This is a genomic window from Burkholderia sp. DN3021, assembly GCF_049805555.1.
GTDB classification, from domain to species: domain Bacteria; phylum Pseudomonadota; class Gammaproteobacteria; order Burkholderiales; family Burkholderiaceae; genus Burkholderia; species Burkholderia pyrrocinia_C.
Genome location: NZ_JBNCAB010000035.1, coordinates 37,073 through 61,073, shown reverse-complemented (window position 1 = coordinate 61,073; position 24,001 = coordinate 37,073). Strand labels below are relative to the sequence as shown.

The following is a 24,001-nucleotide window of genomic DNA, read 5'->3' as shown; positions in this document are numbered from 1 at the left end:
CGAACGGTACGCGGGGCGGCCGGCTGCGCCGCGCCGGCGGGTACCGCGCCCCGATTATCGCCATTCCATCGCGACGTGGCGACGGGCACGAGCGCCTAAGATAGTGGGATGACTGCCACCGCCTCCCTCTGCCGCCACCCCGCGAACACGGCCGGCCGCGACTTCGTCGTCGGCGACCTGCACGGCTGCGTGGACGTGCTGCGCGCGCTGCTGCACGACATCCGCTTCGATCCGGCCCGCGACCGCCTGTTCTCGGTCGGCGATCTCGTCGACCGCGGCCCCGCGTCCGAAACCGCGCTCGACCTGCTCGACCGCCCGTGGTGCCACGTCGTGCGCGGCAATCACGAGGAAGTGCTGAGCCTCGTGTCGCGCGGCAAGCTGTCGCCCGACGCGTGGCGCGGGATCGGCGGCGACTGGGGCGCCGACCTGCCGCCGGAGCGGCTGCACGCGCATGCGGCACGCGTCGACGCGCTGCCGCTGGTGCGCGTGATCGGCGACGGCCCCGAGCGCTTCAACGTGCTGCATGCGGAATTTTTCGGGTCGGACGCCGACCTCGATACGGGCAGCTATTCGCACGACGTGCGCGAGCGACTGATCTGGGGTCGCGATCTGGTCCAGGGGCTCGCCGATCCGGCGCGGCAGGCCGGACTGTCGCTGACCTGCACCGGGCACACGCCCGTGCGCGCACCGCAGCGGATCGGCGCGCAGTGGTTCATCGACACCGGCGCGTTCGCGCCGTCCGGGCGGCTCACGCTCGCCGAGCCGCGCACCGGCAGCACGTGGTCGATGACGCAGGCCGAGGCGCGCGAACGCCACGCGGGCGACTGGCCGCTGCCGTGATGCCGTCGCGCCCGCATCGGCCCGCGAGCGAGCCCTAGCCAACCTGGTTCAGTTCGAACACCGCGTCGACGGCCGAGCCGTTCCAGTTGTATTCGAGGTAGGCCGCGTGATGGCAGTCGCGCAGCAGCGCGGTGCGGAATGCAGCCAGACACTCGCCGCCCGGGTCGCGCACCGACGGATAGACGATCCCCGCGCCGCCCGCGTTGCGCACCGCGCGGCCGAGCGCCTGCCCCGCGCTGTAATCGAGCGGATGCAGCAATGCGGGATCGCGCTGCGGCCACGTGCGCACGTCGACCACGTCGCCCTGCGCGAACACCGTGTAGAGCCGCATTTGCTGCCGCATCGGCGGCTCCTTCGTCGCGGCCAGGAACAGCGCGCCGTGATAGCGCGTTTCGGCGATCGCGGTGTCGCGCGAGCGGGCGCAGTAGAACACGCCGTAGCTGCCGTCGGAAAAGCGGCTGCCCTGCGGATTCAGGTGCGTGAACGCGGCCATGATCGGCCCCCAGCCCAGCCCGTAGCGGCGCTCGGCGGGCGGCACGAGGTCGAGCGTGCCGACTTCGTTGCGGATGCGGTCGTTGGTCAGCGATTCGAGCGCGTACAGCGCGTTGAAATCGTCCGCCGACGCGACGCGGTCGAACAGGTTGATCGCTGGAAAACGGGTGGGGATCACACGATAGGCAGGCGCCCAGTCGACGGCGGTCGTGGGCCATTGTTTTGCTTCGATCGGCATCGTCACGCCCAGCCACCTCGCATCGCGTCGAGATATTGCCGGACGGCGACCAGATCGCCGACATTGCCGGCCAGCATCCGGTCGAGTGCGCGCTTGCCGCCGAACGGCGCCGCATCGTTGGGCCGCTTGACCCATGCGTCGGCCGCGGCCGGCTGCGGCAGCAGGATCTGCAGCGCCTTGTAGATGCCGAGCAGCAGCGATAGCCGTTCGAGCGTATCGCGCGGCAGCCGCGCCGATTCCGGCGCGGCCTTCCACTTGAAGAACGTCGAACGGCCGGGCGACCCGAGCAGCACGATCTGCTCGTCGATCGTCAGTTCCCAGTCGCGCGCGATGTTGAAAAACGCACGCAGGCCGGCCGCCGACATCTGCGCAAACGAAGCCTGCGGCGGGGCGGAATGCGAATCGTAGGCAGGCTGTGACATGATCGTTAGTCTCGAAATGAATTCACTAACAAGACTAGTCCATTTTCGTATTTTTGCAAGGGTCGACACCCGACGATCGGCCATTTCTTCCGGCAAAACGATATTTTTTGTCCATTCTGGACTCAGATTTTATTTTCTGCGTTAATGGCCATGCGGACACCGCGTGCAGACGCGGTTCGTGTCCGCGGAACCGTGTCGCACAGAACCGGAAGCAACCCGCCAAGGAAACGCACCATGAAGAGACTGATTGCCGCTGTTTCGATCGCCCTGCTCGCGGCATCCGCAGGCCCCGCCGCCGCGAAGGACTGGACCACGATCCGCTTCGGCACCGACGCCAGCTACGCGCCGTTCGAGTCGAAGGCGCCCGACGGCAAGCTCGTCGGCTTCGACATCGACCTCGGCAACGAGATCTGCGCGCGCCTGAAGGCGAAGTGCGTGTGGCTCGAGAACGATTTCGACGGGATGATTCCGGCGCTGAAGGCGAAGAAGTTCGACGCGGTGCTGTCGTCGATGTCGATCACGCCGCAGCGCGCGGAGCAGATCGGCTTCACGACGAAGATCTACAACCAGCCGACGCGGCTCGTCGTGAAGAAGGGCTCGCCGCTGCTGCCGACGGCCGAATCGCTGAAGGGCAAGTCGATCGGCGTCGAGCAGGGCACGACGCAGGAAAGCTATGCGAAAGCGTACTGGGGCAAGCAAGGCGCGAACGTCGTGTCGTACCAGAACCAGGACGGCGTGTATGCGGACCTGACCTCGGGCCGCCTCGACGCGGCGCTCCAGGATGAAGTGCAGGCCGCGATCGGATTCCTGAAATCTCCGCGCGGCGCGAACTACCAGTTCGTCGGGCCCGAACTCGTCGACGAGAAGGTGCTCGGCATCGGCGCCGGCATCGGGCTGCGCAAGGAAGACACCGACCTGAAGGCGAAGATCGACCGCGCGATCGTCGACATGGTCAAGGACGGCACCTACAAGCGGCTCGCGTCGAAGTACTTCGACTTCGACATCTACGGCGGCTGAAACGGCGTCGCGCGCGTACGGGCGACACTCCCGTCGCGCGCGTCCGACCGCCCCTCCCCTCACCACCGGGCGGCGACGACATTGCGCCGTTCGCCGCCGCATCGAGTTCATCCTCCGTCGCGTGCACTGCGCAACGCGTCGAACCTGATTCGGATTGCAGATCAATTGCACCGGTTCGCGCGAACGATGGGTAACGCGACCGGATATCGTGCGAATTCAGTAGCCGAAGATCGGGCGTCGCGATACCGGCGCCCGTGTGCACATGCCCTTTCGAATCGGGTCTGGGTGCAGGAAAGTGCCGACCCGGCGCGGATGACCGGCAATCAGCCGGATCCGCCTCGCACCGGGCGCGGAGAGATGGCCTGTCGATGCATGCCGGCCGGCTGCGAGAGCGACGTTCGACCGGCGATGCCCCGCATCACTGCGATCGCGGCCTGCGAGCCGCGGCGTGTGGCGATCGATCATTTTTCTACCCCGTTTTCAGTCTGATGCTTGTTCCGGCAACCGGACGATGCCGGTGCCCCGACGATCAGGCGACAACGTTCCATGCTCGCCGGAACGCGGCTGCTGCGCCGCGCTCCGCCGCCGCATCCCCGCGGACTGCGTCCTGGCCGGTACTGACAGGATTCGCTGCAGAACCGGCCGGACCTCGCGTCGTCGACTTTCGTACGTTCATATCCGCAAGGAGCGGGCCAGCTTCGCGCGAGCCCATCCGCACAAGGGGTTCGGCGCGCGGGACGACGGCCGGAACGGGCGCGGAATGCCGGAAGTTGCGAATCTGAAACATGCGGCGCGCGGCATGTGCCGGCGCGTGGCGGTCGAGCCTTGCGGGATAAGGCTGAACAATCGACATGAAATTTTTACCGGCCGGCACCGTTCCGATCGGCCCGATTCGCCGCGGAAATTCGCCCGGTTGCCGACGCGAAACGTTTCATGCGCTTTACATGCCGTCGGCGGCATCGGAGCCGCCGGTCGTGCGCGGGCCGGCCTCGTCGTCACGATGCTGCTCGCGCACGGCACCGCGATGCTCGGGCTTGCGCGCATGGAGCGTCGTCGCGGTCGTGCTGTGCGTGCCGCCCGTCACGTTCGTGCTGCATCGGCTCCGGACGTATCGCTGAACCCCGACACCGAACCGGTTCACGCGCTTGACGCGCCGCTCACCCGACGCGCTGATGCCCCGCGTCGCCGGACGGCGCGCCGTCGTGCCCGCCGTTGTTGTCGTGATCGTTCAGCCCGTGCTCGATCATCATCCGGTAGAGCGTCACGCGCGAAATGCCGAGTTCGGCGGCAGCCTTGTTGATCCGGTGATCGTTGCGCAGCAGCGCATTCTCGATCGCGGTGCGCTCGGCGAGCGCCCTCGCCTGTTCGAGCGTCACGGGTTCGGTTTCGCCCGGCGTCTCGAGCCCGAGATCGTGCGGCGTCAGCAGACGGCTCTCGGCCATCACGATCGCGCGCCGCACGCGGTTGATCAACTCGCGCACATTGCCGGGCCACTCGTAGCGGCGCATCGCGTCGAGCGCGGCCGACGTGAAGCCGCTGATCTTGCGGCCGCTGTCGGCCTTGAACTTCTGCAGCACGTAATGCGCGAGGATGTCGATGTCCTTGCCGCGCGCGCGCAGCGGCGGTTCGTGAATGCGCAGCACGCACAGGCGGTGATAGAGATCCGCGCGGAAGCGCCCGGTCTCGACCGCGCCGTCGAGATCCACGTGCGTCGCCGAGATGATCCGCACGTCGACCGAGATCGATTCCTGTCCGCCGAGCCGCTCGATCTTCCCTCCCTGCAGGAAGCGCAGCAGGCTCGCCTGGCTCTCGACCGGCATGTCGCCGATCTCGTCGAGAAACAGCGTGCCGCCGTTCGCCGATTCGATCCGGCCCACGCGCCGCTGGTTCGCGCCGGTGAACGCGCCGCGCTCATAGCCGAACAGCTCCGACTGCAGCAGGTGATGCGGAATCGCCCCGCAGTTGATCGCGACGAATGGCCCCTTGCCGCGGCCGGAGCGCTCGTGAATCGCGAGCGCCGTCAGTTCCTTGCCGGTGCCCGACTCGCCGGAGATGAATACGCTCGCGTCGGTCTTCGCGACCTTGCGGATCGTGCTGAACAGCTGCTGCATCGCCTCGCAGTTGCCGATCATGCCGTGCTCGCCGATCGACGCCGCATAGGCTGCGCCGTCGACGCGGTCGAGCGCGGCCATCCCGCGCGCATGGCCGAGCACATGCGAAATCCATTCGTAGGGCAGCGGCAGCGTCACGTAATCGAAACAATAGCTGCGGATCAGTTCGCGCACGGCGGGACCGATCGTGATGCCGGCCTGCGCGATCGAAATCCAGCCGATCGCAGGCTGGCTCAGACACGCTTTCAGCGCCGGATAGTCGCGCGACGTGAACCCGGTGAAATCGACCAGCCCGGCGGCCACGATTACGCCGGACGTCATGTTCTGCGCGGCGCCGGCTGTCTTCGCGACCGTGATCTCCCAGCCGAGCCCCCGCAGTTGCGCAAGCAGCGGCTCGTCGGGCGTACGCATGATCACGAACAGCTTGCGGCCGGCCTCTGGAGCGGTGACGGACACGGGCGTCGTCTCGGGCGCCGCATTCCCGTTTGCGTCGGGTGACCTTGCAACCATCGTTGTTCCCCGCTTGGCGTTGGTATCGTGCGCCGGCTCGCCGACGCATACGACGGACCACGATCAAACTGACATATTGGCCGCATTTCCGTCCGAATAAAATCCCCCTGCGCATGAATCGTGCATGAGATTGAGGTTGTCATGAACGGTATATCGACGCGGCCGGCCTGCGGCTAGATGGGTGTTATCCCGGTGGCGGGCGCGGCGCGAACCCGGAACGGGCAGGCGCGCTGTGCGCAAAGCCGCGCCGGTGCTGGCGCGCGGCGTTAGGGTGCGATGCGGCGCACGCAGAATCGGTACGCCGGCGGGGGTGTGCACCGCCGGTCGGCCGGACAGCCGGATGCCCGCGCAACCGGTTCCGGTTGATTTCGGTCAATCGTCGGAGGAAGCCGGCATGATGCAGGAACGCAACATGCGCGGCCCGACGCCGTCCATGGCAGCGCGACGGCTCGTGTCAGAAACGGATTGTGTCAGCGGCCCGATGCGACCGGCGCCAGCGCGTTCGCGCGGCCGCGGCCGACCGGCGTGCCGCCGTGTTCGCCGTAGGTGGCGACGAGCGCGTCGACCCGCGCGAGATGGTGATGGTTGTCGTGATCCCACGGATGGAAGCCCGGCCGGAAAAAGCTCAGCCATTCGCCCGCGATGCGCGGGAACAGCCCGCGGCGCGGCCCGTACAGGAACGCGATCGTCCGCAGCATCCCGTGCACCTGATGTCCGGCGCCGCGATCGCGCCACAACAGCGTCGCGTGCATCAGGAACACGGCCGGCCAGAACGTCAGCGTCGTCAGCAGATACACGCCGATGCGGATCAGGTAACGCCGCAGTCCCGGCTTCATCACGGCATTCCACACGTCGAACGACACGGCCTTGTGCTCGGTTTCCTCGAGCGCGTGCCATATCCACATCTGCCGGTAGCCTTCGACCGAGCCTTCGAGGCGCGTCGGGTCGCGCAGCAGCCATTCGGCGAGCATCGCCGTATAGTGCTCCGCCGCGACCGTCTGCGCGAGCTGCACCGAATGCGGCAGCTTGCGCTTCATGTAGCCGAGCACCGCCCACACGCGCTTGTCGAGCTTGCGCGCGGGCAAACGGTTCGCCTGCATCAGCTCGTTGTATTCGACGTGCTCGCGCGTATGCATCGCTTCCTGGCCGATGAAGCCGAGCACCTGCTGCTTCAGCACGGGATCGTCGATCCGGTCACGGTAATGGCGCACCGAGTCCATGAAGAAGCGCTCGCCGGCCGGAAACAGCAGCGACAGCGCGTTGAAGAAATGGGTCACGTGCGACCCGAGGCCATGCCAGTCCTTCGCGCGTTCGACCGGCAGATCGAAGCGCAGGTCGCGGCGCACCGGCATGATCCCGGCTGCGGTAGCGGAAGCGGCTGACTTCATGTTCATCGTTCTCCTGTTCCGGAGCGGCCCGGCGCGTCGTCCGACGCGGCCGGCGCAGGCCCCGGCGGCGCATCGCGCACCGCCAAAATCTTGACATCGATAAATGTAAAGATAGGCCGCCCGCGCCGACGCGCGCAAGCCGCGCGGTAGATGCCCGCTTCCAAACAGGGCACGGTCGGAAAGGCGGGAAAAACGACGTTCGAACAGCGCCCGGGCGGGCCGCGATTCGAACGGCCTGCAAGCGACGCGAGGCGCTCGGCGCCGCGACTCGCCATCTGCCCGAACGCCCCGCGCGACGGGCGTTTCGACGAATCCGGCGGCGGCGCGCGGCATATGGCATACCGCCCCGGTAGCACCGATTCATACGCGCGGCGCACTCGCACGATGCAACCTCGGTCGCGCGGCCCGCGAAAAATTCAAACGCGCGTTCCATTTGCATTTTCGGCGATCGCGGGCGCGGCGCCTCGCAGCCGTCCGCGACACGCGTGCCGGCGGGTGAAAGCCACGTGCGACGGCCCGCTGCGGGCTCGCCTACAATAGCGGTCTTACGCAACCCTCTTTCAGGAGTAGTCATGTCTGTCATCACGACCGAATCGGGCCTCAAATACGAAGACCTGACCGAAGGCACCGGCGCGGAAGCGCAAGCCGGCAAGACCGTCAGCGTCCACTACACGGGCTGGCTGACCGACGGTCAGAAATTCGATTCGAGCAAGGACCGCAACGACCCGTTCGCGTTCGTGCTCGGCGGCGGCATGGTCATCAAGGGCTGGGACGAAGGCGTTCAGGGCATGAAGGTCGGCGGCGTGCGCCGCCTGACGATCCCGCCGCAACTCGGCTACGGCCCGCGCGGCGCAGGCGGCGTGATTCCGCCGAATGCGACGCTCGTGTTCGAAGTCGAACTGCTCGACGTCTGACGACGCACCCGGCCGTCTCCTTCCGATGGAACGCATCGCCTCCCCCGCCATCGCGCTGCGCCGCTACGACACGTGCGAAGCGTCGGACGTGCACGACTTCCACCAGGTCGTGCTCGGCGTCGATGGCGCGATGGTGATGGCGGTGGACGGGATCGGCCGGCGCATCGACCGGCACGCGGCGTGGCTGATTCCGGCCGGCGCGCGCCACGACTATGCGGGCCTCGGCGACAATCGCCAGCTCGTGATCGACCTGCCCGCGGCATCGCTCGCGGTGCCGCAGCGGTTGTTCGACCGCGCACGCGCCGTGTCGATCGATCCGGCCCTGACGTCGCTCGTCGCGCAGGTCGCAGCGGCCGCCGCGCAACTCGATGCGCCGGCCGGCGACGCACGGCAGGCAGCCGCGCACCGTTTCCAGTGGCAGGCCGCGGCACGCCTGTGCGGCGCGCTCATCGACGATGCCGGCATCGCCGCGCCCGCGTCTGGCCTCGATTTCGCGCGCATCGACCGCTGGCTGCGCGCGCGGCTCGCCGAGCCGCTGCGCATCGCCGATCTCGCCGCGCACTGCGGCTACGGGATGCGCCGGTTTCATCAACTGTTCGTCGACGCGTTCGGCGAAACGCCGCATCGCTATTTGCAGCGGCTGCGGCTCGACGCGGCGGTCGTACTGCTCGCAGATGGCCGGCATCCGCTCGTCGACATCGCGGGCATGGTCGGCTTTGCGGATCAAAGCACGTTCACGCATGCGTTCACGAAGCGCTTCGGCGTTGCGCCGGGACGCTGGCGCGGCGAGCGGCATTGAGCGCGAATCCGTCGCCCTGAACACGCGTCAATCCACGTAGCCGCACGGTTCGGCAAACCGCGTTCGAGCCGGTCCGGCCGCAACCTTCGTCGCCCCCGCTTCGTTTCCGCTCGCCATCCGCGCCATAGCGCGTCGTGCTCACCGCCGCGTCGCGCCCGCTTCGTCGCCGACCTTCCTCACGACCGTCTCGGCCGCCTTCACGGGCCGACCATCGTCGTGCCGCAGCGCGAGCTTGCGGATCGCGCGCCCCGTATTGCGGTCGACCAGCACCGAATGCGGCTCGCCGCGCGCGAACAGGTTCGCCTCGCCCCACTGCCGCAGCATCACGATGACCGGAAACAGCCCCTCGCCCTTTTTGGTCAGCGCGTACTCCTGATACGCGGTGCCGTCCGACGCCGGCACGACGTCGAACACGCCGGCGTCCACCAGCATCCTGAGCCGGTCGGACAGGATGTTGCTCGCGACGCCGAGGCTCGCGCGGAAATCGCCGAAGCGGCGCACGCCGTCGAACGCATCGCGCACGATCAGCAGCGCCCAGCGATCACCGACGATATCGGTCGCCCGCGCCACCGGGCACGGCGAATCCGCAAGACTTTTCTGCCTGGCCATGTTCCTCTCCGCAGTCTAGCCGGCCGCCCTCGCGGCAGTGCCGGCCGTCCGTGCGCGGGCCCGTCGCCCGCCGCACAACAGGTTGCATTTTAAAACTACTTTTCCTACACTCATACAAGTTTCAAATTGCAACTACTTTGCGTAAGGAAACCGATGGCGCCTTCCTGTCATTCAAGCACCGTTGCGTCGAATGCAGCGAATGCATCGCACACGGCGCATCCGGCCGGCGACGGCCGCCTGTCCGCGGCCCGCGTCTCGCTGCTGGCCGTCTGCTGCGCGGCGAGCGTCGCGAACGTCTACTACGCGCAGCCGCTGCTCGATTCGATCGCGCGGGATTTCGGCGTGTCGCAAGCCGCGGTCGGCGCCGTCATCACCGCCACGCAGCTCGGCTGCGCGCTCGCGCTGCTGTTCGTCGTGCCGCTCGGCGATCTGCTGAACCGCAAACGCCTGATCGCCGTGCAGCTTCTGCTGCTGACGGCGGCCTGCATCGGCGTGGCGGCGGCATCGACGCGCATCGCGCTGCTGGCGGGGATGGTCGCGGTCGGGCTGCTCGGCACCGCGATGACGCAAGGGCTGATCGCGTGCTCGGCCGCGCTCGCGGGCGCCGGCGAACGCGGGCGCGTGGTGGGCGCCGCGCAGGGCGGCGTCGTGATCGGGCTGCTGGCCGCGCGCTCGGTGGCCGGCGTCGTCACCGATCTTGCCGGCTGGCGCGCGGTCTATCTCGTCTCGGGTGCGCTCGCGATCGCGATGCTCGCCGTGCTGTCGCGGCTGTTGCCCGACACGAACGGGCCGCGCGAACGCATCGGTTACGCGGCGCTGCTGCGATCGATGGTGTCGCTGCTGCGCGACGAACGCGTGCTGCGCGTGCGCGGCGCGATCGCGTTGCTGATGTTCGCGGCGTTCAGCATCTTCTGGAGCGCGCTGGTGCTGCCGCTGAGCACACCGCCGCATTCGATGTCGCATACGCAGATCGGTGCGTTCGGCCTCGTCGGCGCACTGGGCGCGGCGGCGGCCACGCGCGCGGGCCGGCTTGCCGATCGCGGGCGCGGCGAAGCGACGACCGGCGCCGCGCTCGCGCTGCTCGCGTGCTCGTGGCTGCCGCTCGCGTTCGGCAATACGTCGATTGCTCCGCTGATCGTCGGCATCGTGCTGCTCGACGTCGGCGGGCAGGCCGTCCACGTCGTCAACCAGAGCATGATTCTCGGCACGCGGCCCGACGCGCATGCACGGCTCGTCGGCTGCTACATGCTGTTCTACTCGGCCGGCAGCGGGCTCGGCGCGATTGCGTCGACGATGATGTATGCGCGCGCCGGATGGACGGGCGTCTGCGCGCTCGGCGCGGTCGTCAGCGTGGCCGCGCTCGGCGTGTGGGCCGCGACGCTCAGGCGCGCGTGACGCGTGCCGGCGATGTGGATCGGAAGGGGAAAGCCGGCGCGCCCGTAGCGGGCGGCCGGTGCGCGAACCGGCCGCGCACGCGCACCGGTTCGACCTTCGGTACGGCACGCACGGTGCGCGCCGCGGGCGCTCAACCTGCCGCCTGGATCGCCTCTTCGTACACGCCGGCGACGCGCCGCGCGATCACCGCGTTGTCGAAATGATCGCGCGCATAACGCTTGCACGCGGCCTCGTCGGGCAGCGCGATCGCACCCGACAGCGCGCCGCCGAGCCCTTCCGCGATCGCGTCCGCGCCGGTCGACGGCAGCACGAGATCGTTGGACAGCCCGGCCACCGCCTCCGGCAGCCCGCCGACCGGCGTGACCAGCACGGGCGTGCCGGACGCGAGCGATTCGACGGTGATCAGCCCGAAGCCTTCGAGCGCGACCGTCGGCACGACACTGACCGTCGCCGCGCGGTACAGCGCCGCGAGATGATGGTCGGGCACGAAGCCGAGCAGCTTCACGTTGTCCTGCAGCCCCGCCGCGTCGATACGCTGCTGCAGTTCCTCGCCGATCTTGCCCTTGCCGGCGATCAGCAGCAGCACGTCCGGGTGACGGTGCTTGACGAGGCCGATCGCGTCGATCAGGTCCTCCAGCCCCATGCGCCGCACCAGCCGGCGCACGGCCAGCACGATCGGCCGGTCCTGCGGCAGTTGCAGCTTGTGCCGCGCCTCGGCGGGCGTGAGCGGCGTGTCGAACTGCGCGGTATCGACGCAGCCGGGAATCACGCGCACGCGCGACGGTTCGATCCCGTAGCGATTCGTCAGGATCTGGCCGAACGCCTGCGACAGCACGATCAGCCGCGACGAGCGCGTATAGACGGCCTGCTCGAGATAGCGCTTCGCGCGCTGCCCGAGCGACGCGGCGCCCTCGACCTGGCTTTCGTCGGCCCACGGCCCCTGGAAGTGCGACACCTGCGGAATCCCGCGCGTCACGTCGAGGCCCGGGAACGTATACAGCGCAAAGTGCGAAGAAATCACGTCCGGCCGCTCGCTGCGGATCTCCTCGCGCAGCGCGCGCCGCGCGGCGAGCATCCGGCGCGCGAGCGTCTGCGACGCGGGACCGAAGCCCTGGATCGCGCCGCCCGTGTCGTCGGCGACCTTCGGCGAGCCCGCGACGAGCCCGCGCACCTCCACGCCCGCGCCCGGCAGCGCGCCGACGAGCGAGTAGTACATCCGGTCGAGGCCGCCCGCACGTTCGGGGAACCAGTGCATGCCGATCTGCAACGATTTGATCGGCCGGGAAGATTGGGACATCACGATTGCTCCTGCGTGACTGCATGCTCGACCCGCTCGAACGCGGACGGCTGCGTGGGTTGGCCGATGCGCCGGTAGAGCGCGACATACTGGGCACCCATGTGCGCCCAGCCGAAACGGGTCATCAGTTCGCGAGCCGCGTCGCCCATCGCGCGGCAGGTGTCGCGCGACGCCGCGAGCGAACCGATCGCCTGCGCGAGCGCGGCCGGATCGTCCGGATCCTCCAGCACGATCCCGCATTCGCGCGTGATGATTTCCGCGCCGCCCGCGGTGCGCGCGGTGACGACCGGCAGTCCGGCCGCCATCGCCTCGAGCAGCGACAGGCTCATCGCTTCGTAGCGCGACGGGAATACATATGCATCGACCGAGCGCATCAGCGTCGGCATGTTTTTCACGAGGCCGAGGAAATGCACGCGCGAATCGATGCCGAGCGCGCGCGCCTCGTCCGGATACGGGCTGCCGGGCAGATAGCCTGCCACCGCCAGATGGACGTTCGCCGGCAGCTTCGTCAGCGCCTTCAGTACGGTGCCGAGGTTCTTGCGCGGCGTGCGCAGGTCGCCGACGAACAGCAGCAGGAACGCGTCGTCCGGCAGCTTGAACGCCGCGCGGTCGGCCTGCGCACCCGCGAACGCACTGCCGTCGACGCCGTTGTAGATCACGCTGATCTTGCGGCTGTCGATGCCGAGCGCGGCGATCTCGTCGGCCACCTTCTGCGACACCGCGGTGATCGCACGCGAACGCCGGTATGCCCAGCGCTCGAGCGCGGTGTTCACACGCGTATAGACGTACTGGTAAGCCGACCACATCCCCTTCGTGAGCCCGAACGGATAGTACGGGCTCCTGAACCAGCCGCCGTGCACGAAGTGCGCGGTATTCACGTCGGCCTTGATCCACGAGATGAAGCCGTTCACGTGCAGCACGTCGTACTCGCCGCGATGCGCGCGCAGCCACCACGCGCTCTTCAGCGCGAACACCTGCTGCTTGACGAGATTCGACGGCCAGAAGCGCCCGACCTTCACCGGCACCCAGCGCACGCGCGGATCGGCCAGCAGCTCGGGCGCGACGTGCGACGCGACCAGCGTGACTTCGTAGTTCTCGGCCAGCGCCGCGCGCGCGATTTCGTAATTGACGCGGCCCTGCCCGTCGTTATGCCGCACGACATGCGTGACGATCGCGATTCTCAAAGGTCGCCTCCCCGTGAACGCGCGGCGGCCAGCAGGCGTTGCGCCTTCTGCCAGTGCGCCGCGGAAAGTATCGAAAAAATGGCTGTAAACATCAGCAGGCCGCCCGTGCCGATCAGCGAGTTCGTGAACACGAGCATCGCGAACGTCGACAGGCACAGGCTCAGGCACGCGCCGACGAACTTGTCCTTGCGCAGCTTGAACGCCGCGCGCAGCGTGCGGCCGAACAGCATCACGACGCCGGCGAGATACAGCAGCGTGCCGGGCCAGCCGAGCACGAACGGCACGTTCATCACGCCGCTGTCGAAGCTGCCGTACTTGCCGAGCTCGCCGCTGTCGCTCGACAGCTTCGTCGATGCGCCCGTCGCGCCCATCCCCTCACCGGCGACGTCGGTAAACGCCGTCTGCGCGAAGGTTGCGTAGAACTTGTTGCGGTCGTCGTAGCTGCGGTCGTCCTTCAGGTTCACGATCGACTGGAGACGCTGGCCGAGACGATCGGCCACCGGCCCGACGGTCAGCAGCGGCACGCATAACCCGACCAGCACGACGCCGCTGATGAGGATCCGCATCCGCACGCGGTTGTTCGACTGCGCGAGCTGGATCGCGAGCGCGATCACCCAGCCGCCCCACGTCGAACGCACGAGACACAGCGCGAACGACACGAACCCGGCCGCGCCCGCGAACCAGCGGATCTTCTGCGGCGCCGCGAGCACGAACACCAGCGCGCCCATCATCGCGAACGCGAACGGCCCCGACGAGTTCATCGTGCTGAATACCCGCACGCCGTACGGCACGGGCTCGCCCTGCGAACCCATGTCCGAACCGATCATCCACAACACGTCCCACTGCGGCATCACGAAGTACTGCACGACGCCGTACACGCCCATCACGAGCATGCCCCACATGAACGTGGACAGCAGCACGTCGCGGTACTCGGGATAGTCGCGCGCGTTGACCATGATGTGAAAGCCGATCAGCACCGGGTACACCCAGTTCGCGAGGTCGTAGGTCGCAGCCATCACGCCGCTCGACACGATCCCGACGAGATAGGCGTACGCGAGCCCGAACAGCATCAGCAGCACCGGAATCCCGCGCCGCTGCGCGAGCACGCGGTAATGCCGGATCAGCCCGAAGCCGGCGATCATCGTCACCGCGAGCGGCGCGACCTGGATCAGGCTGGTCGGCGTGAACGCGCCCTTCGACCAGTCGGCGAGACGCCGCACTTCCGGGCTCAGGAACCACACCCACCACATGAAGCCGACATAGCGCGCCGGGCTCTTGAAATACAGCCAGATGCCCACCGCGATCGCCAGCACCGGAAACGCGAGCGTCAGCACCTTGCCCTGGTGCGCGGCGATCAGCACGGCGGTGAACGACCACAGCCCGGCCTGCCCGGCCCAGTGCTTCGGTTCGGCAAACCAGCTGCGGTTGCGCGACGGTGCGCGTTCGGCGGCAATCGTACTCATCGATCCGCTCTCACCGCGACGACGGACGCGAATCCGCAAGCGGCATCGCCAGGCCCGCGGCGGCCGGCGTGCGGCGCCGTCGCAGCAGGTCGCGCGTGATCCGCACGTGCTGCTCGGCGAACGCCTGCGTGGTCAGGTCGCGCTCGCGCAGGCACGCGGCGGCGGCCCGCGCGCAGCCGAGCGCCGCGACCGGATCGGCGACGAAGCGATCGGCGGCCTGGCGCATCGCCTGCGCGTCGAACGCCGGCACATAGGCGGCCGTATCGTGCGGGAAGTAGTCGCTGAGGCCGCCGACGTCGGACACGATCATCGGCTTGCCGACGGCCGCCGCCTCGAGCATCACGGTGATGCCCGACGCGTGGAAGTTCGGCCGCAGCGGCACGACGATCACGTCGGCCCATGCGTACAGCTCGTGCTGCTTCGCGAGCCCCGACGCCGAGCCGATCTTCACGTTCGGCGCATGCCACTCGCGCGGCACGCGGCGCCGCGTCGCGAGCCGTACGTCGTAGCGTTCGTCGCCGCCGAACGCGGCGAGGAACGTGCGCCAGTCGCGGTCGCGGTCGTTGCCGATCGCCGCGATCCGCAGCGGCCGGTTCGGTTGCCACTGCTGCGGCTCGGTAAGCGGGAAATCCTGCGTGTTCAGCCCGTAATAGACGAACTCGGCATCGCGCCCGAGGTAGCGGCGGCACAGCTCGGCGTTGTCGCGGGCGAGCGTGGTCAGCGCGTCGGCGCGCGCGAGCAGCTTGCGGTACAGCCAGCGGCGCGCGCCGCCGAAACTGCCCCACTTGTCGAACAACCACACGCTCTGCGCGAGCAGCAGCGGGCGCTTGCCCTGCGCGCCGGCGAGCTTCAGGATCAGCGCAGCGGCGAGATGCTCCTGCTCGGTGTGCGTCCAGATCACGTCGGTGTTCAGCAGCGCGGCGCGGTTGCGCCATGCATGCACGACGTCGAAGCCGAGCGCCGCCTTCAGCGCGCGGCGCGCGAGGCTGGCGACCCGGCTCTCGCCGCCGTCCTGCGAATAGGTCAGCCGGAATTCGTCGGATTCGGCATGGTGATAGCCGTACAGGCAGCCGATGTTCTCGCCTTTCCGGTAGGTACGCGGATCGGCGCCGTAAAACAGGTGGACGTGGACTTTCGTTGTGGTCATGTCAGCCTCCGCCGGGCCGCCCCAAGGAGGCTGACCGCCCCCTCGGGGGGCAGCGCGCAAAGCGCGCGTGGGGGTTGTTTCATTTCGAGCCCTCCGGGGGTGGCCGCGCGCGATGCGCGCAGCCCGTTCAAGACGTCACCGGCGGCATCGCCGCACGGTGGGGGGCAAGGTTCGCGCGGCGTGCGTCGCGCGCGCCGCGGCGCACCGCGCGCCAGTGCTCGCGGATCCGGCTGCGCTGCGCCGTATGCAGCGACAGCAGCACGTGCGCGAAACCCGGATAGACGCGCGTACCGACCAGCGTCCACCACCACCACGCGATCTCGCGCCGGACCGGCGGCAGATGCTCGCGCAGGATCAGATGCAGGTTGTACGCGCCGTTGCTGATCGCATTCAGCGAAGCGGCGTCGCGCCGGTCGTCGTCGAAGCGCTCGGCCGGGAAATGATCGACCGCGATCGCCGGGTCGTAGACGAGCTTCCAGCCGTCGCGCTGCACGCGCATGCTGAACGCCATGTCGTTGTGCACCTGCGCACCCGCGCCGCGCAGCCGCGTATCGAAACGCAGCCGTTCGATCGCGGTGCGGCGGTAGCTCATGTTCGCGCCTTTCAGCATGTCGACTTCGCGCGCGCCGCCGACGCCGAGGTGATGATTGCCGACGATCTTGCCGGACAGCGTGAGCTGGCCGACGAGTTCGCGCGATTCGTCGAGCACGCGGCCTTTCTCGTGCACCCAGTCGCGCCCGCCGACCGCGCCCACGCGCGGATCGGCCTGGAATGCCGACTCGACGCGCGCCAGCCAGTCGGGGTGCGGCGCCGCATCGTCATCGGTGATCGCGACGATGTCGCCGTTCGCCGAGTCGAGCCCCTTGTTCAGCGCGGCGACCTGCCCCGGCACGTCGACCGGCACGATGCGCAGCGGCAGCGCGCCGCCGACCGCCGGATCGGCGAGCCGTTCGTGCGTGGCGTCGTCCTCCGGGCGCGCGACGACGATCACCTCGTCGGGCAGCCGCTGCTGCCGCTGCAGCGCCAGCAGGCAGCGCGCGAGGTCGGCTGGGCGCCGGTAGGTCGGGACGAGCACGGAAATTTTCATCGATGGTTCTCCAGTCGGCCGGGCTGGCGCGCTGCGCGCCGGCCCGGTTTCGCACACTGCACTCAGGCGCTCAGGTATTCGTGCACGGCCGCGTAGCCGCGGCCGTAGCCGCGCGCCTTCGGCGGCACGCCGTTGAAGATCCCGCCTTCCAGATCGACGCCCGCGGTGCGCAGGCGCTTGATCGCGTCGGCGATCTCGCCTTCGGTGTGCATGCCCGAGCGCAGCACGAGGAACGTCGAGCCGGCCATGCGGCCGATGATGGTCGCGTCGGTCACCGCCAGCACCGGCGGCGAATCGATCAGCACGACGTCGTAGCGCTTGCTGAGCCCTTCGAGGTATTGCGGCAGACGCGTCGACATCAGCAGTTCCGACGGGTTCGGCGGACGCGTGCCGGCCGCGATGAACGACAGGCCCTGCACCGGCGTTTCGCGCACGGCATCCTCGAGCGGCGACTGGTCGCTCAGCAGTTCCGACAAGCCCGGCTGCGCGGTGAGGCCGAAGTAGCGGTCGAGCAGGCCGCGACGCATGTCGGCGTCGATCAGCAGCACACGCTTGCCCGAATGCGCGAGCAGCACCGCGAGGTTGACCGTCAGGAAGCTCTTGCCGATGCCGGGCGTCGGGCCCGTCAGCACGATCACGCGGTTCTTCGCGTCCATCATCGCGAACTGCATCGCGGTGCGCAGGCTGCGCAGGCTCTCGACGCTGAGATCCTTCGGACGCAGGCTCGCGAGAATCGGCCGCGCGCGGCCGCCGCCCTTCTCGGCCGCGGCGTCGAGCTTCACCTGCTCGGCGCTTTGCGGCACCAGCCCGTACAGCGGCAGGTTGAACGCGCGCTCGATGCGGTCGGGATCCTCGATGCCCTGGAACAGGTTGCGGCGCAGGAACACGACGCCCGTGCCGAGGATCAGCCCCAGGAACACGGCAGCCGACAGGATCAGCACCTTCTTCGGCTTGACCGGATCGCCCGGGCGCAGCGCCGAATCGACGAGGTGGATGTTGCCGCCCGTGCCGGCCTTCTGCACCGACAGCTCCTGCACGCGGTTCAGCAGCAGCACGTAGATGTCCTCGGCGACCTTCGCGTCGCGCTGGAGCTGGACGGCCTTCACTTCGGTCGCCGGCAGGCTGCGGAAGCGGTTGCTGAACTTGTCCTTCTCGCCCTGCAGCTCCGAGAGCTGCTGCTTCGCGGCGATCACCATCGGGTGCGAATCGGTGAAGCGCTGCGCGAGCGACGCGAGCTGCAGGCGCTGCGCGGCGATCTGCTGCTCGTACTGCACGCTGCCCTCGAGGTAGACCTTCGCCTCTTCGCTCGCGTTGATCGAGCCCGACGTGCGCTGGTACTGCGTCAGCGCGGCTTCCGCGCGTTCGAGGTCGGCCTTCAGGCGCGGTTCCTCGCCCTTCAGGAAGTCGAGCATCTTGGTCGCTTCGGCCTGCTTCGCGACCACGTGCTGGTTCAGGTACGACTGCGCGAGCGCGTTCGCGATCGCGGCGGTTTGATCCGGGTCCTTGCCTTCGAGCGAGATCTGCACGACGCCCGTCTGCTTGCCCTGCTCGCTCACCTGGATGCCGGCCTGGAAGCCGCCGATCGCGTCGAGATCGTTGTAGCGGACCACCGTGAACTGCGTGCCGGGGCGCGCGACGAGCTTCTTCACGAGCAGCGTCACGCCGCCGCCCTGCGCCGATTCGCCGACCTGGCCCGACAGCAGCCGGGTGCCGTTCTGGTCGACGAGCGAATAGGTGTCGTTCGGACCGGCCGTCAGCGTCAGCTTCTTGCCTTCGAGCGCGGGCACGACGCTGATCGAATCGACGTCGGCGACTTCACCGCCCCACGCGTACGACTTCAGGCCGAGCCACGGCCGCGCCGGCGTGCCCGGCGTCGCGACGCGCGCGGCGAGGCTGCCGATCACGGGCAGCGTCTTCGGCACGACCGAGAAGTTCAGCTTGAACTGCTCGACGACCGGCGCGACGACGCCGCGGCTCTTGATGATCTCGATTTCCGCATCGGTCTGCGCCTGCTGCGGACCGGTGTTGATCGTCGCGCCGGTCTGCGTCTGCGTGAGCGCCTGCGACGTGTTGTCGTTGCTCTCGACCCGCACGTGCACGTCGGCCTGATACACCGGCTTCGCGACGTAGCAGTAAAGGCCGGCGAGCGCGACGACCGTCACCGCGATGCCGAGCAGCAGCCAGATGTCGTCCATGATTACCTGGAGCAACTGGCCGAGGACGACGTCCTCTTCCTCGGTTTTCACGGACAGATCCGCGTAGGAGTGTTTCGCTTGCGTGTTCACCATTCGTTCCCGCTTGAGTGGTGCCGGGGGGCAGGCGCCGCCCCGGCGGGCTATCAGCGCGTGATTTGCCGCATGTAGAAGATCGTCTGGATCGTCGGCAGCACCTGCTGCAGCACCCGGTTGAACTGCACCGAGCTGGCCGTGCTGACGTAGACCACGTCGAGCGGCTGAAGCGGGAAGCGGCTCGACAGCATCAACGCATCGGGCTGCGTCATGTCGAGGCGGAACACTTCAGGCTTCGTCGGGTTGTCGCGCATGCCGCGCATCACATAGATCTTGCGCGGGTTCGCATCGGTGTCGAGGATGCCGCCGCCCGCCGTCAGCGCGTCGGCGATGGTCAGCCTGCCCTTGAGCATCGGCACCGTGACCGGCGTCTTGACCTCGCCCATGATGAACACGCGGCTGTCGCTGCGATCCGGCACGTTGACGATGTCGCCCTGCTGCAGCATCACGTTCTGCCGCACTTCGCCGCGATCGAGCACGCCGTTCGCGTCGAGCGTGTACAGCTTGCCGTCGCGCGTCAGGCGCACGCGCTGCAGGTCGGCCTCGTTGGTCGAGCCGCCCGAGCGCGAGATCGCGTCGACCAGCGTCAGCGGCACGTCGCTCATCGCGAGCGGGCCCGGCGTCTTCACCTCGCCCGTCACCTGCACCTTCTGGCTGCGGAACGACAGCACGCGCACGTCGAGCTGCGGGTTCTTCACATAGCGCGCGAGACGCGTGGCCAGCTCGTCGCGGGTCTGCGCGATCGTCTTGCCCGCCACGTGGATGCGGCCGACGAACGGGAAGAAGATCGTGCCGTCGGCGGCCACCGTCTGGCCGTAAGGATCGGCCTGGCCCGGCAGCGACGACGAATAGGGCTGCTGCAGCGCGCCCGCGATCGTCTGCGTCGTGTTGCCGCCGCTGGAGAACGACTGGCCCTGCGGCGTCGTCAGTTCGGGGTGGTCCCAGACGGTGACGCCGAGGATGTCCTGCGGGCCGATGCGGTACACGTACTGCGACGGATCGGTATAACGTCCCGGCGGCAGCGGATGGTCGACCTGCTGCTTCTGCAACTGGTCCATCACCACTTTGGCGTCGATGTAATGAACCGGATAGGTCTCGGCCGCTTGCTGGCGGCCGTCGTCCTTCAGGTTCGACGAGTCGAGGTAGTTGCCGGGCGCGGTTGCACAGGCTGACAGGAAAGTCGTCAGCGCGACGGCAAGCGCCACCGGGCGCATCGGGCGTTTCAGCATAGTTTCTGTAGCCATCCTTGAACCAGACGTTCGATCTGCGAGTAGCTCTCGCGGTATTCGGCCTCGGGGCCGCCGTGCGGATCGGCAATCTCGGCCCCTTCCCACTTGCCGAGCAGGTGGACCTTGCCGCGCGCGAACGGATCGACCGATTCGACGGCCGCGATCTGTCCGCGCTCGCTGACGAGAATCAGGTCGGCGTCGCGCACGATCCGGCGCGACAGCCGCCGCGAGCGGTGGGTCGTCGCATCGACGCCGCGCTCCGCGAGCAACTGCCGCATCACCGGATCGATGCCGTCGCCGTCGTTCGCATGAACGCCGGCCGAATGAAACGTCGCGCGCGGGCCGCCGCGCGACGCGGCGTGCGACTTGAACAGCATTTCCGCCGCCGGGCTGCGGCAGACGTTCGCGTGGCAGACGATCAGGATGTTCCGGAACATGGCGTCTCGTAGCGGGTGACGGGAAACAGGGTTACGCGCTCGCGCGCGCGGCGCCCGGCACGCGCGCGGCGACGGCCTGGCGCGAGCCCGGCCGGCCGATCGGGTGGTATTCGATGCCCTGCTCGCTCATCGTCTCCGGCTCGTACAGGTTGCGGCCGTCGAAGATCACCGGCGTCTTCCACAGGCGGCCGAGCGCGACGAAGTCGGGGCTCTTGAACGCCTTCCATTCGGTGACGATCACGAGCGCATCGGCGTCGCGCGCGGCCTGCGCTTCGTCGTCGACGAAACTCAGGCGCTCGAGCCAGCTCGGGTGATCGGCGAGATCGAGCGCGATCACGCGGCGCGCCTCCTGCTGCGCGACCGGGTCGTACGCGGCGATGCGCGCGCCGCGCGACAGCAGCTCGGCGATCAGCTCGCGGCTCGGCGCCTCGCGCATGTCGTCGGTGTTCGGCTTGAATGCCAGGCCCCAGATCGCGAACGTGCGGCCCGTCAGGTCCTCGCCGAAGCGCGCGACGATCTTGTCGGCAAGCACGCGCTTTTGCGTCGCGTTGACCGACGACACGGCCTTCAGGATCTGCAGCGATTGCCCGTGCTCGTCGGCCGTGCGGATCAGCGCCTCGACGTCCTTCGGGAAGCACGAGCCGCCGTAGCCGCAGCCGGCGTACAGGAAGTGATAGCCGATGCGCGGATCGGAGCCGATCCCGCGGCGCACGGCCTCGATGTCCGCGCCGAAGCGGTCGGCGAGGTTCGCCAGCTCGTTCATGAACGAGATGCGCGTCGCGAGCATCGCGTTCGCCGCGTATTTCGTGAACTCGGCCGAGCGCACGTCCATGTACAGCGTGCGTTCGTGGTTGCGGTTGAACGGCGCGTACAGCTTCTTCATCAGCTCGCGGGCGCGCTCGCCCGGCACGTCGTCGTCGCAGCCGATCACGATGCGGTCCGGCCGCGTGAAATCGTCGACCGCCGCGCCCTCCTTCAGGAATTCCGGATTCGACACGACCGAGAACATCTGGTCGCCGCCGCGCTTCGCGAGCTCCTCGGCGACCGCCGCGCGCACGCGCTCGGCCGTGCCGACCGGCACCGTCGACTTGTCGACGATCACCTTGAAGCCCGTCATGTAGCGGCCGATGTTGCGCGCCGCCGCGAGCACGTATTGCAGGTCGGCCGAGCCGTCCTCGTCGGGCGGCGTGCCGACCGCGATGAACTGCACGTCGCCGTGCGCGACCGCGGCCTCGATGTCGGTCGAGAAACGCAGGCGGCCGGCCGAGCGGTTGCGCGCGATGACTTCCTTCAGGCCCGGCTCGTGGATCGGCACGCCGCCGTTGTTCAGGATGTCGATCTTCGCCTGGTCGACGTCGAGACAGAACACGTCGTGCCCGATGTCGGCGAGGCATGCGCCGGTGACAAGACCTACGTAACCGCTGCCGATGATAGTCAGATTCATGATGTGTCGACCTCTTGACCAATGATTCGAAATTCGTAAAACCGGAATGCCCGCGGGCACTGTGTCAGTACGCGTTGCTGCCTGTGAAGCCTTTCCACAGCGTCAGCGCGACGATCTTGATGTCGAGCCAGAACGACCAGTTCTGCATGTAGTACAGATCGAGCTTCACGCGTCCCATCATCTTCTCGATCTGGTCGGTCTCGCCGCGAAAGCCGTTGATCTGCGCCCACCCGGTGATGCCGGGCTTGATCCGGTAGCGGAACATGTAGCCCTTGACCAGATCCTTGTAGATGTCGTCGTGCGCGAGCGCATGCGGGCGCGGGCCGACGACCGACATCTCGCCCTTCAGCACGTTGATGAACTGCGGCAGCTCGTCGAGGCTGGTGCGGCGCAGGAACCGGCCGACCGGCGTCACGCGCGTGTCGTTCTTGGTCGCCTGCGTCACCGTGCCCGCGGCTTCCTGGTGCACCTTCATCGAGCGGAACTTGTAGATCTCGAACTCGTGCCCGTCGATGCCCTTGCGTTTCTGGCGGAAGAACACCGGCCCGCGCGACGTCAGCTTGATCAGGCCCGCGATCAGCAGCATCACCGGCGCGAGCGCCGTGAGCGCCGCCAGCGCGAACAGCCGGTCGAACACGAACTTCGGCAGGATCCGCACGTCGGTGATCGGCGACGCCGCGAGGTTGATCGCCGGCACGCCGAGCACCTCGACCACTTCCTGGTTGAAGAACGACAGCGTGCGCACGTCCGGAATGAAACGGATGTTCACGAAATCGTGGCGGAACACCGTCACGATCTGGTGAATCCTCGGTTCCTCCGAGATCGGCAGCGTGAGCCACAGCTCGCGGATCGCGCGGCTGCGCACGAGCCACACCAGCGATTCGAACTGCCGCTCGATGCGCACGTCGTCGAGTGCGACATCGCCCGGCGCTTCGCTTTCGTCGTACACGCATACCGGGTTGAAGCCCGCTTCCGGCCGCGCCCGCATCTGCGCGATCAGCCGCCGCGCCGCCGGCGTACCGCCGACGATCGCGACCGCCTTCAGGTTGTAGCCGCCGCGGCGCAGTTGCCGCAGCACGACGTGCACGCAGGCCTTCGAGCCGGCGAGCAGCGCCATCGTCACGAGCGCCCAGTAACCAAGCCACAGCCGCGACAGGTCGCCCGACTGGTGAAAACTGAAGCTCATCAGGATGCCCGCGAGCTCGACCACGAGCCACGCGAACGCGACGCGCCCCATCAGCCCGACGAGACGCTTGCCTCGCCACGACTGGTAGATGCCGATGGCCGGAAAGAACACCACGACCAGCAGGCAGTCGAACAGCACCGTCGTGCGCTGCAGGTCGTTGAGCCAGATGCTGCCGTCGTGCAGCGCAGCGGCGATCAGCGCCCCTGCCACGACCATCGCGATATCGATGACTCTCGCCAGCACGCTCAACATGTCTGCTTCCTCTTTGAACAGGCGTTTGCCGAACAGCTCCTCGTGCAGCCCGTGCTGCACATTCGATTCAAACGTTGCATGACGCTATTGAAGCGACAAGAAAATCGCCCCTCAAGCGCACAAGTATTTCGAAAAATAATCGGAAATTCTTGCCGCGAAGTTTTTGATTTAATTCGGCAGGTTTTCCCGAATCGATCGGAAATCGAGAAATTTTCGGAAATTTTCCCTTCGCCGCGAGCCCTTTGCAGGCAC

20 protein-coding genes and 1 pseudogene are annotated in these 24,001 nt (G+C 68.0%); 6 read left to right on the top strand and 15 right to left on the bottom strand.

Going from position 1 to position 24,001, the window contains the following annotated elements; all coding sequences use genetic code 11:
• Window positions 1–108: 108 nt before the first annotated feature.
• Window positions 109–840: a metallophosphoesterase gene (locus ACPUER_RS18685; RefSeq protein ID WP_175958648.1), complete on the top strand. Its 732-nt coding sequence runs from the start codon at window positions 109–111 to the stop codon at window positions 838–840.
• Between the two features lie 34 nt (window positions 841–874).
• Here ACPUER_RS18685 and ACPUER_RS18680 read toward each other — a convergent pair whose 3' ends face one another.
• Both ACPUER_RS18680 and ACPUER_RS18675 read right to left on the bottom strand, forming a co-directional pair.
• A complete protein-coding gene (locus ACPUER_RS18680) occupies window positions 875–1,570 on the bottom strand; it encodes an RES family NAD+ phosphorylase (RefSeq protein WP_175959186.1) in 696 nt (231 codons plus the stop codon).
• Between the two features lie 2 nt (window positions 1,571–1,572).
• Window positions 1,573–1,992, bottom strand: a complete 420-nt coding sequence (locus ACPUER_RS18675; RefSeq protein WP_034185167.1) for an MbcA/ParS/Xre antitoxin family protein — start codon at window positions 1,990–1,992, stop codon at window positions 1,573–1,575.
• 234 nt (window positions 1,993–2,226) lie between these two features.
• Here ACPUER_RS18675 and ACPUER_RS18670 point away from each other — a divergent pair, with 234 nt between their 5' ends.
• Complete coding sequence (locus ACPUER_RS18670) at window positions 2,227–3,009, top strand: ABC transporter substrate-binding protein (protein WP_175958647.1); 783 nt, start codon at window positions 2,227–2,229, stop codon at window positions 3,007–3,009.
• 976 nt (window positions 3,010–3,985) lie between these two features.
• Window positions 3,986–4,127, top strand: a pseudogene (locus tag ACPUER_RS18665) (GtrA family protein); the annotation flags it as partial.
• 39 nt (window positions 4,128–4,166) lie between these two features.
• On the opposite strand, the gene ACPUER_RS18660 reads toward ACPUER_RS18665, so the two are convergent.
• Together ACPUER_RS18660 and ACPUER_RS18655 are read right to left on the bottom strand one after the other, a co-directional pair.
• A complete protein-coding gene (locus ACPUER_RS18660) occupies window positions 4,167–5,630 on the bottom strand; it encodes a sigma-54 dependent transcriptional regulator (RefSeq protein ID WP_347065516.1) in 1,464 nt (487 codons plus the stop codon).
• Between the two features lie 470 nt (window positions 5,631–6,100).
• Window positions 6,101–7,018, bottom strand: a complete 918-nt coding sequence (locus ACPUER_RS18655; protein WP_425131829.1) for a metal-dependent hydrolase — start codon at window positions 7,016–7,018, stop codon at window positions 6,101–6,103.
• A gap of 572 nt (window positions 7,019–7,590) precedes the next feature.
• Here ACPUER_RS18655 and ACPUER_RS18650 point away from each other — a divergent pair.
• Both ACPUER_RS18650 and ACPUER_RS18645 read left to right on the top strand, forming a co-directional pair.
• Window positions 7,591–7,932, top strand: coding sequence for an FKBP-type peptidyl-prolyl cis-trans isomerase (locus tag ACPUER_RS18650; RefSeq protein WP_006479474.1), 342 nt, complete (start codon window positions 7,591–7,593; stop codon window positions 7,930–7,932).
• Window positions 7,933–7,957: 25 nt separating this feature from the next.
• Entirely contained in the window at window positions 7,958–8,731 is a 774-nt protein-coding gene (locus ACPUER_RS18645; RefSeq protein WP_175958643.1) for an AraC family transcriptional regulator, read from the top strand.
• A gap of 138 nt (window positions 8,732–8,869) precedes the next feature.
• On the opposite strand, the gene ACPUER_RS18640 is transcribed toward ACPUER_RS18645, so the two are convergent.
• Window positions 8,870–9,340, bottom strand: coding sequence for a winged helix-turn-helix transcriptional regulator (locus tag ACPUER_RS18640; RefSeq protein WP_072439364.1), 471 nt, complete (start codon window positions 9,338–9,340; stop codon window positions 8,870–8,872).
• 153 nt (window positions 9,341–9,493) lie between these two features.
• Between ACPUER_RS18640 and ACPUER_RS18635 the strand changes: the two genes are divergently transcribed.
• On the top strand, window positions 9,494–10,735 hold the full coding sequence (locus ACPUER_RS18635) for an MFS transporter (RefSeq protein ID WP_425131828.1): 1,242 nt from the start codon (window positions 9,494–9,496) through the stop codon (window positions 10,733–10,735).
• 130 nt (window positions 10,736–10,865) lie between these two features.
• Here the strand turns inward: ACPUER_RS18635 and ACPUER_RS18630 are convergent, their stop codons facing one another.
• From ACPUER_RS18630 to ACPUER_RS18585, 10 genes are all read right to left on the bottom strand, one after another.
• Window positions 10,866–12,032, bottom strand: a complete 1,167-nt coding sequence (locus ACPUER_RS18630) for a glycosyltransferase family 4 protein (protein WP_175958641.1) — start codon at window positions 12,030–12,032, stop codon at window positions 10,866–10,868.
• Window positions 12,032–13,216, bottom strand: coding sequence for a glycosyltransferase family 4 protein (locus ACPUER_RS18625; RefSeq protein ID WP_258283268.1), 1,185 nt, complete (start codon window positions 13,214–13,216; stop codon window positions 12,032–12,034). Before ACPUER_RS18625 ends, ACPUER_RS18630 begins: the two co-directional genes overlap by 1 nt.
• Window positions 13,213–14,679: an O-antigen ligase family protein gene (locus ACPUER_RS18620; protein WP_204422532.1), complete on the bottom strand. Its 1,467-nt coding sequence runs from the start codon at window positions 14,677–14,679 to the stop codon at window positions 13,213–13,215. Before ACPUER_RS18620 ends, ACPUER_RS18625 begins: the two co-directional genes overlap by 4 nt.
• 10 nt (window positions 14,680–14,689) lie before the next feature.
• Entirely contained in the window at window positions 14,690–15,826 is a 1,137-nt protein-coding gene (locus tag ACPUER_RS18615; RefSeq protein WP_175958639.1) for a glycosyltransferase family 4 protein, read from the bottom strand.
• Between the two features lie 127 nt (window positions 15,827–15,953).
• Window positions 15,954–16,913, bottom strand: a complete 960-nt coding sequence (locus ACPUER_RS18610; protein WP_425131827.1) for a glycosyltransferase family 2 protein — start codon at window positions 16,911–16,913, stop codon at window positions 15,954–15,956.
• A 62-nt stretch (window positions 16,914–16,975) separates the two neighbouring features.
• Window positions 16,976–19,201: a polysaccharide biosynthesis tyrosine autokinase gene (locus tag ACPUER_RS18605; RefSeq protein ID WP_175958637.1), complete on the bottom strand. Its 2,226-nt coding sequence runs from the start codon at window positions 19,199–19,201 to the stop codon at window positions 16,976–16,978.
• Window positions 19,202–19,251: 50 nt separating this feature from the next.
• Window positions 19,252–20,430 carry a polysaccharide biosynthesis/export family protein gene (locus tag ACPUER_RS18600; protein ID WP_175959185.1) on the bottom strand — a complete coding sequence of 393 codons (1,179 nt, stop codon included), beginning with the start codon at window positions 20,428–20,430 and terminating at the stop codon, window positions 19,252–19,254.
• Window positions 20,424–20,867 (bottom strand): low molecular weight protein-tyrosine-phosphatase, encoded by a 444-nt coding sequence (locus tag ACPUER_RS18595; RefSeq protein ID WP_072439345.1) that lies wholly within the window; start codon window positions 20,865–20,867, stop codon window positions 20,424–20,426. The genes ACPUER_RS18600 and ACPUER_RS18595 overlap by 7 nt, the downstream gene beginning before the upstream one ends.
• Before the next feature lie 31 nt (window positions 20,868–20,898).
• On the bottom strand, window positions 20,899–22,311 hold the full coding sequence (locus tag ACPUER_RS18590; protein ID WP_034185153.1) for a UDP-glucose dehydrogenase family protein: 1,413 nt from the start codon (window positions 22,309–22,311) through the stop codon (window positions 20,899–20,901).
• 64 nt (window positions 22,312–22,375) lie between these two features.
• Window positions 22,376–23,749 carry an undecaprenyl-phosphate glucose phosphotransferase gene (locus ACPUER_RS18585; protein WP_175958636.1) on the bottom strand — a complete coding sequence of 458 codons (1,374 nt, stop codon included), beginning with the start codon at window positions 23,747–23,749 and terminating at the stop codon, window positions 22,376–22,378.
• Between the last annotated feature and the right edge of the window lie 252 nt (window positions 23,750–24,001).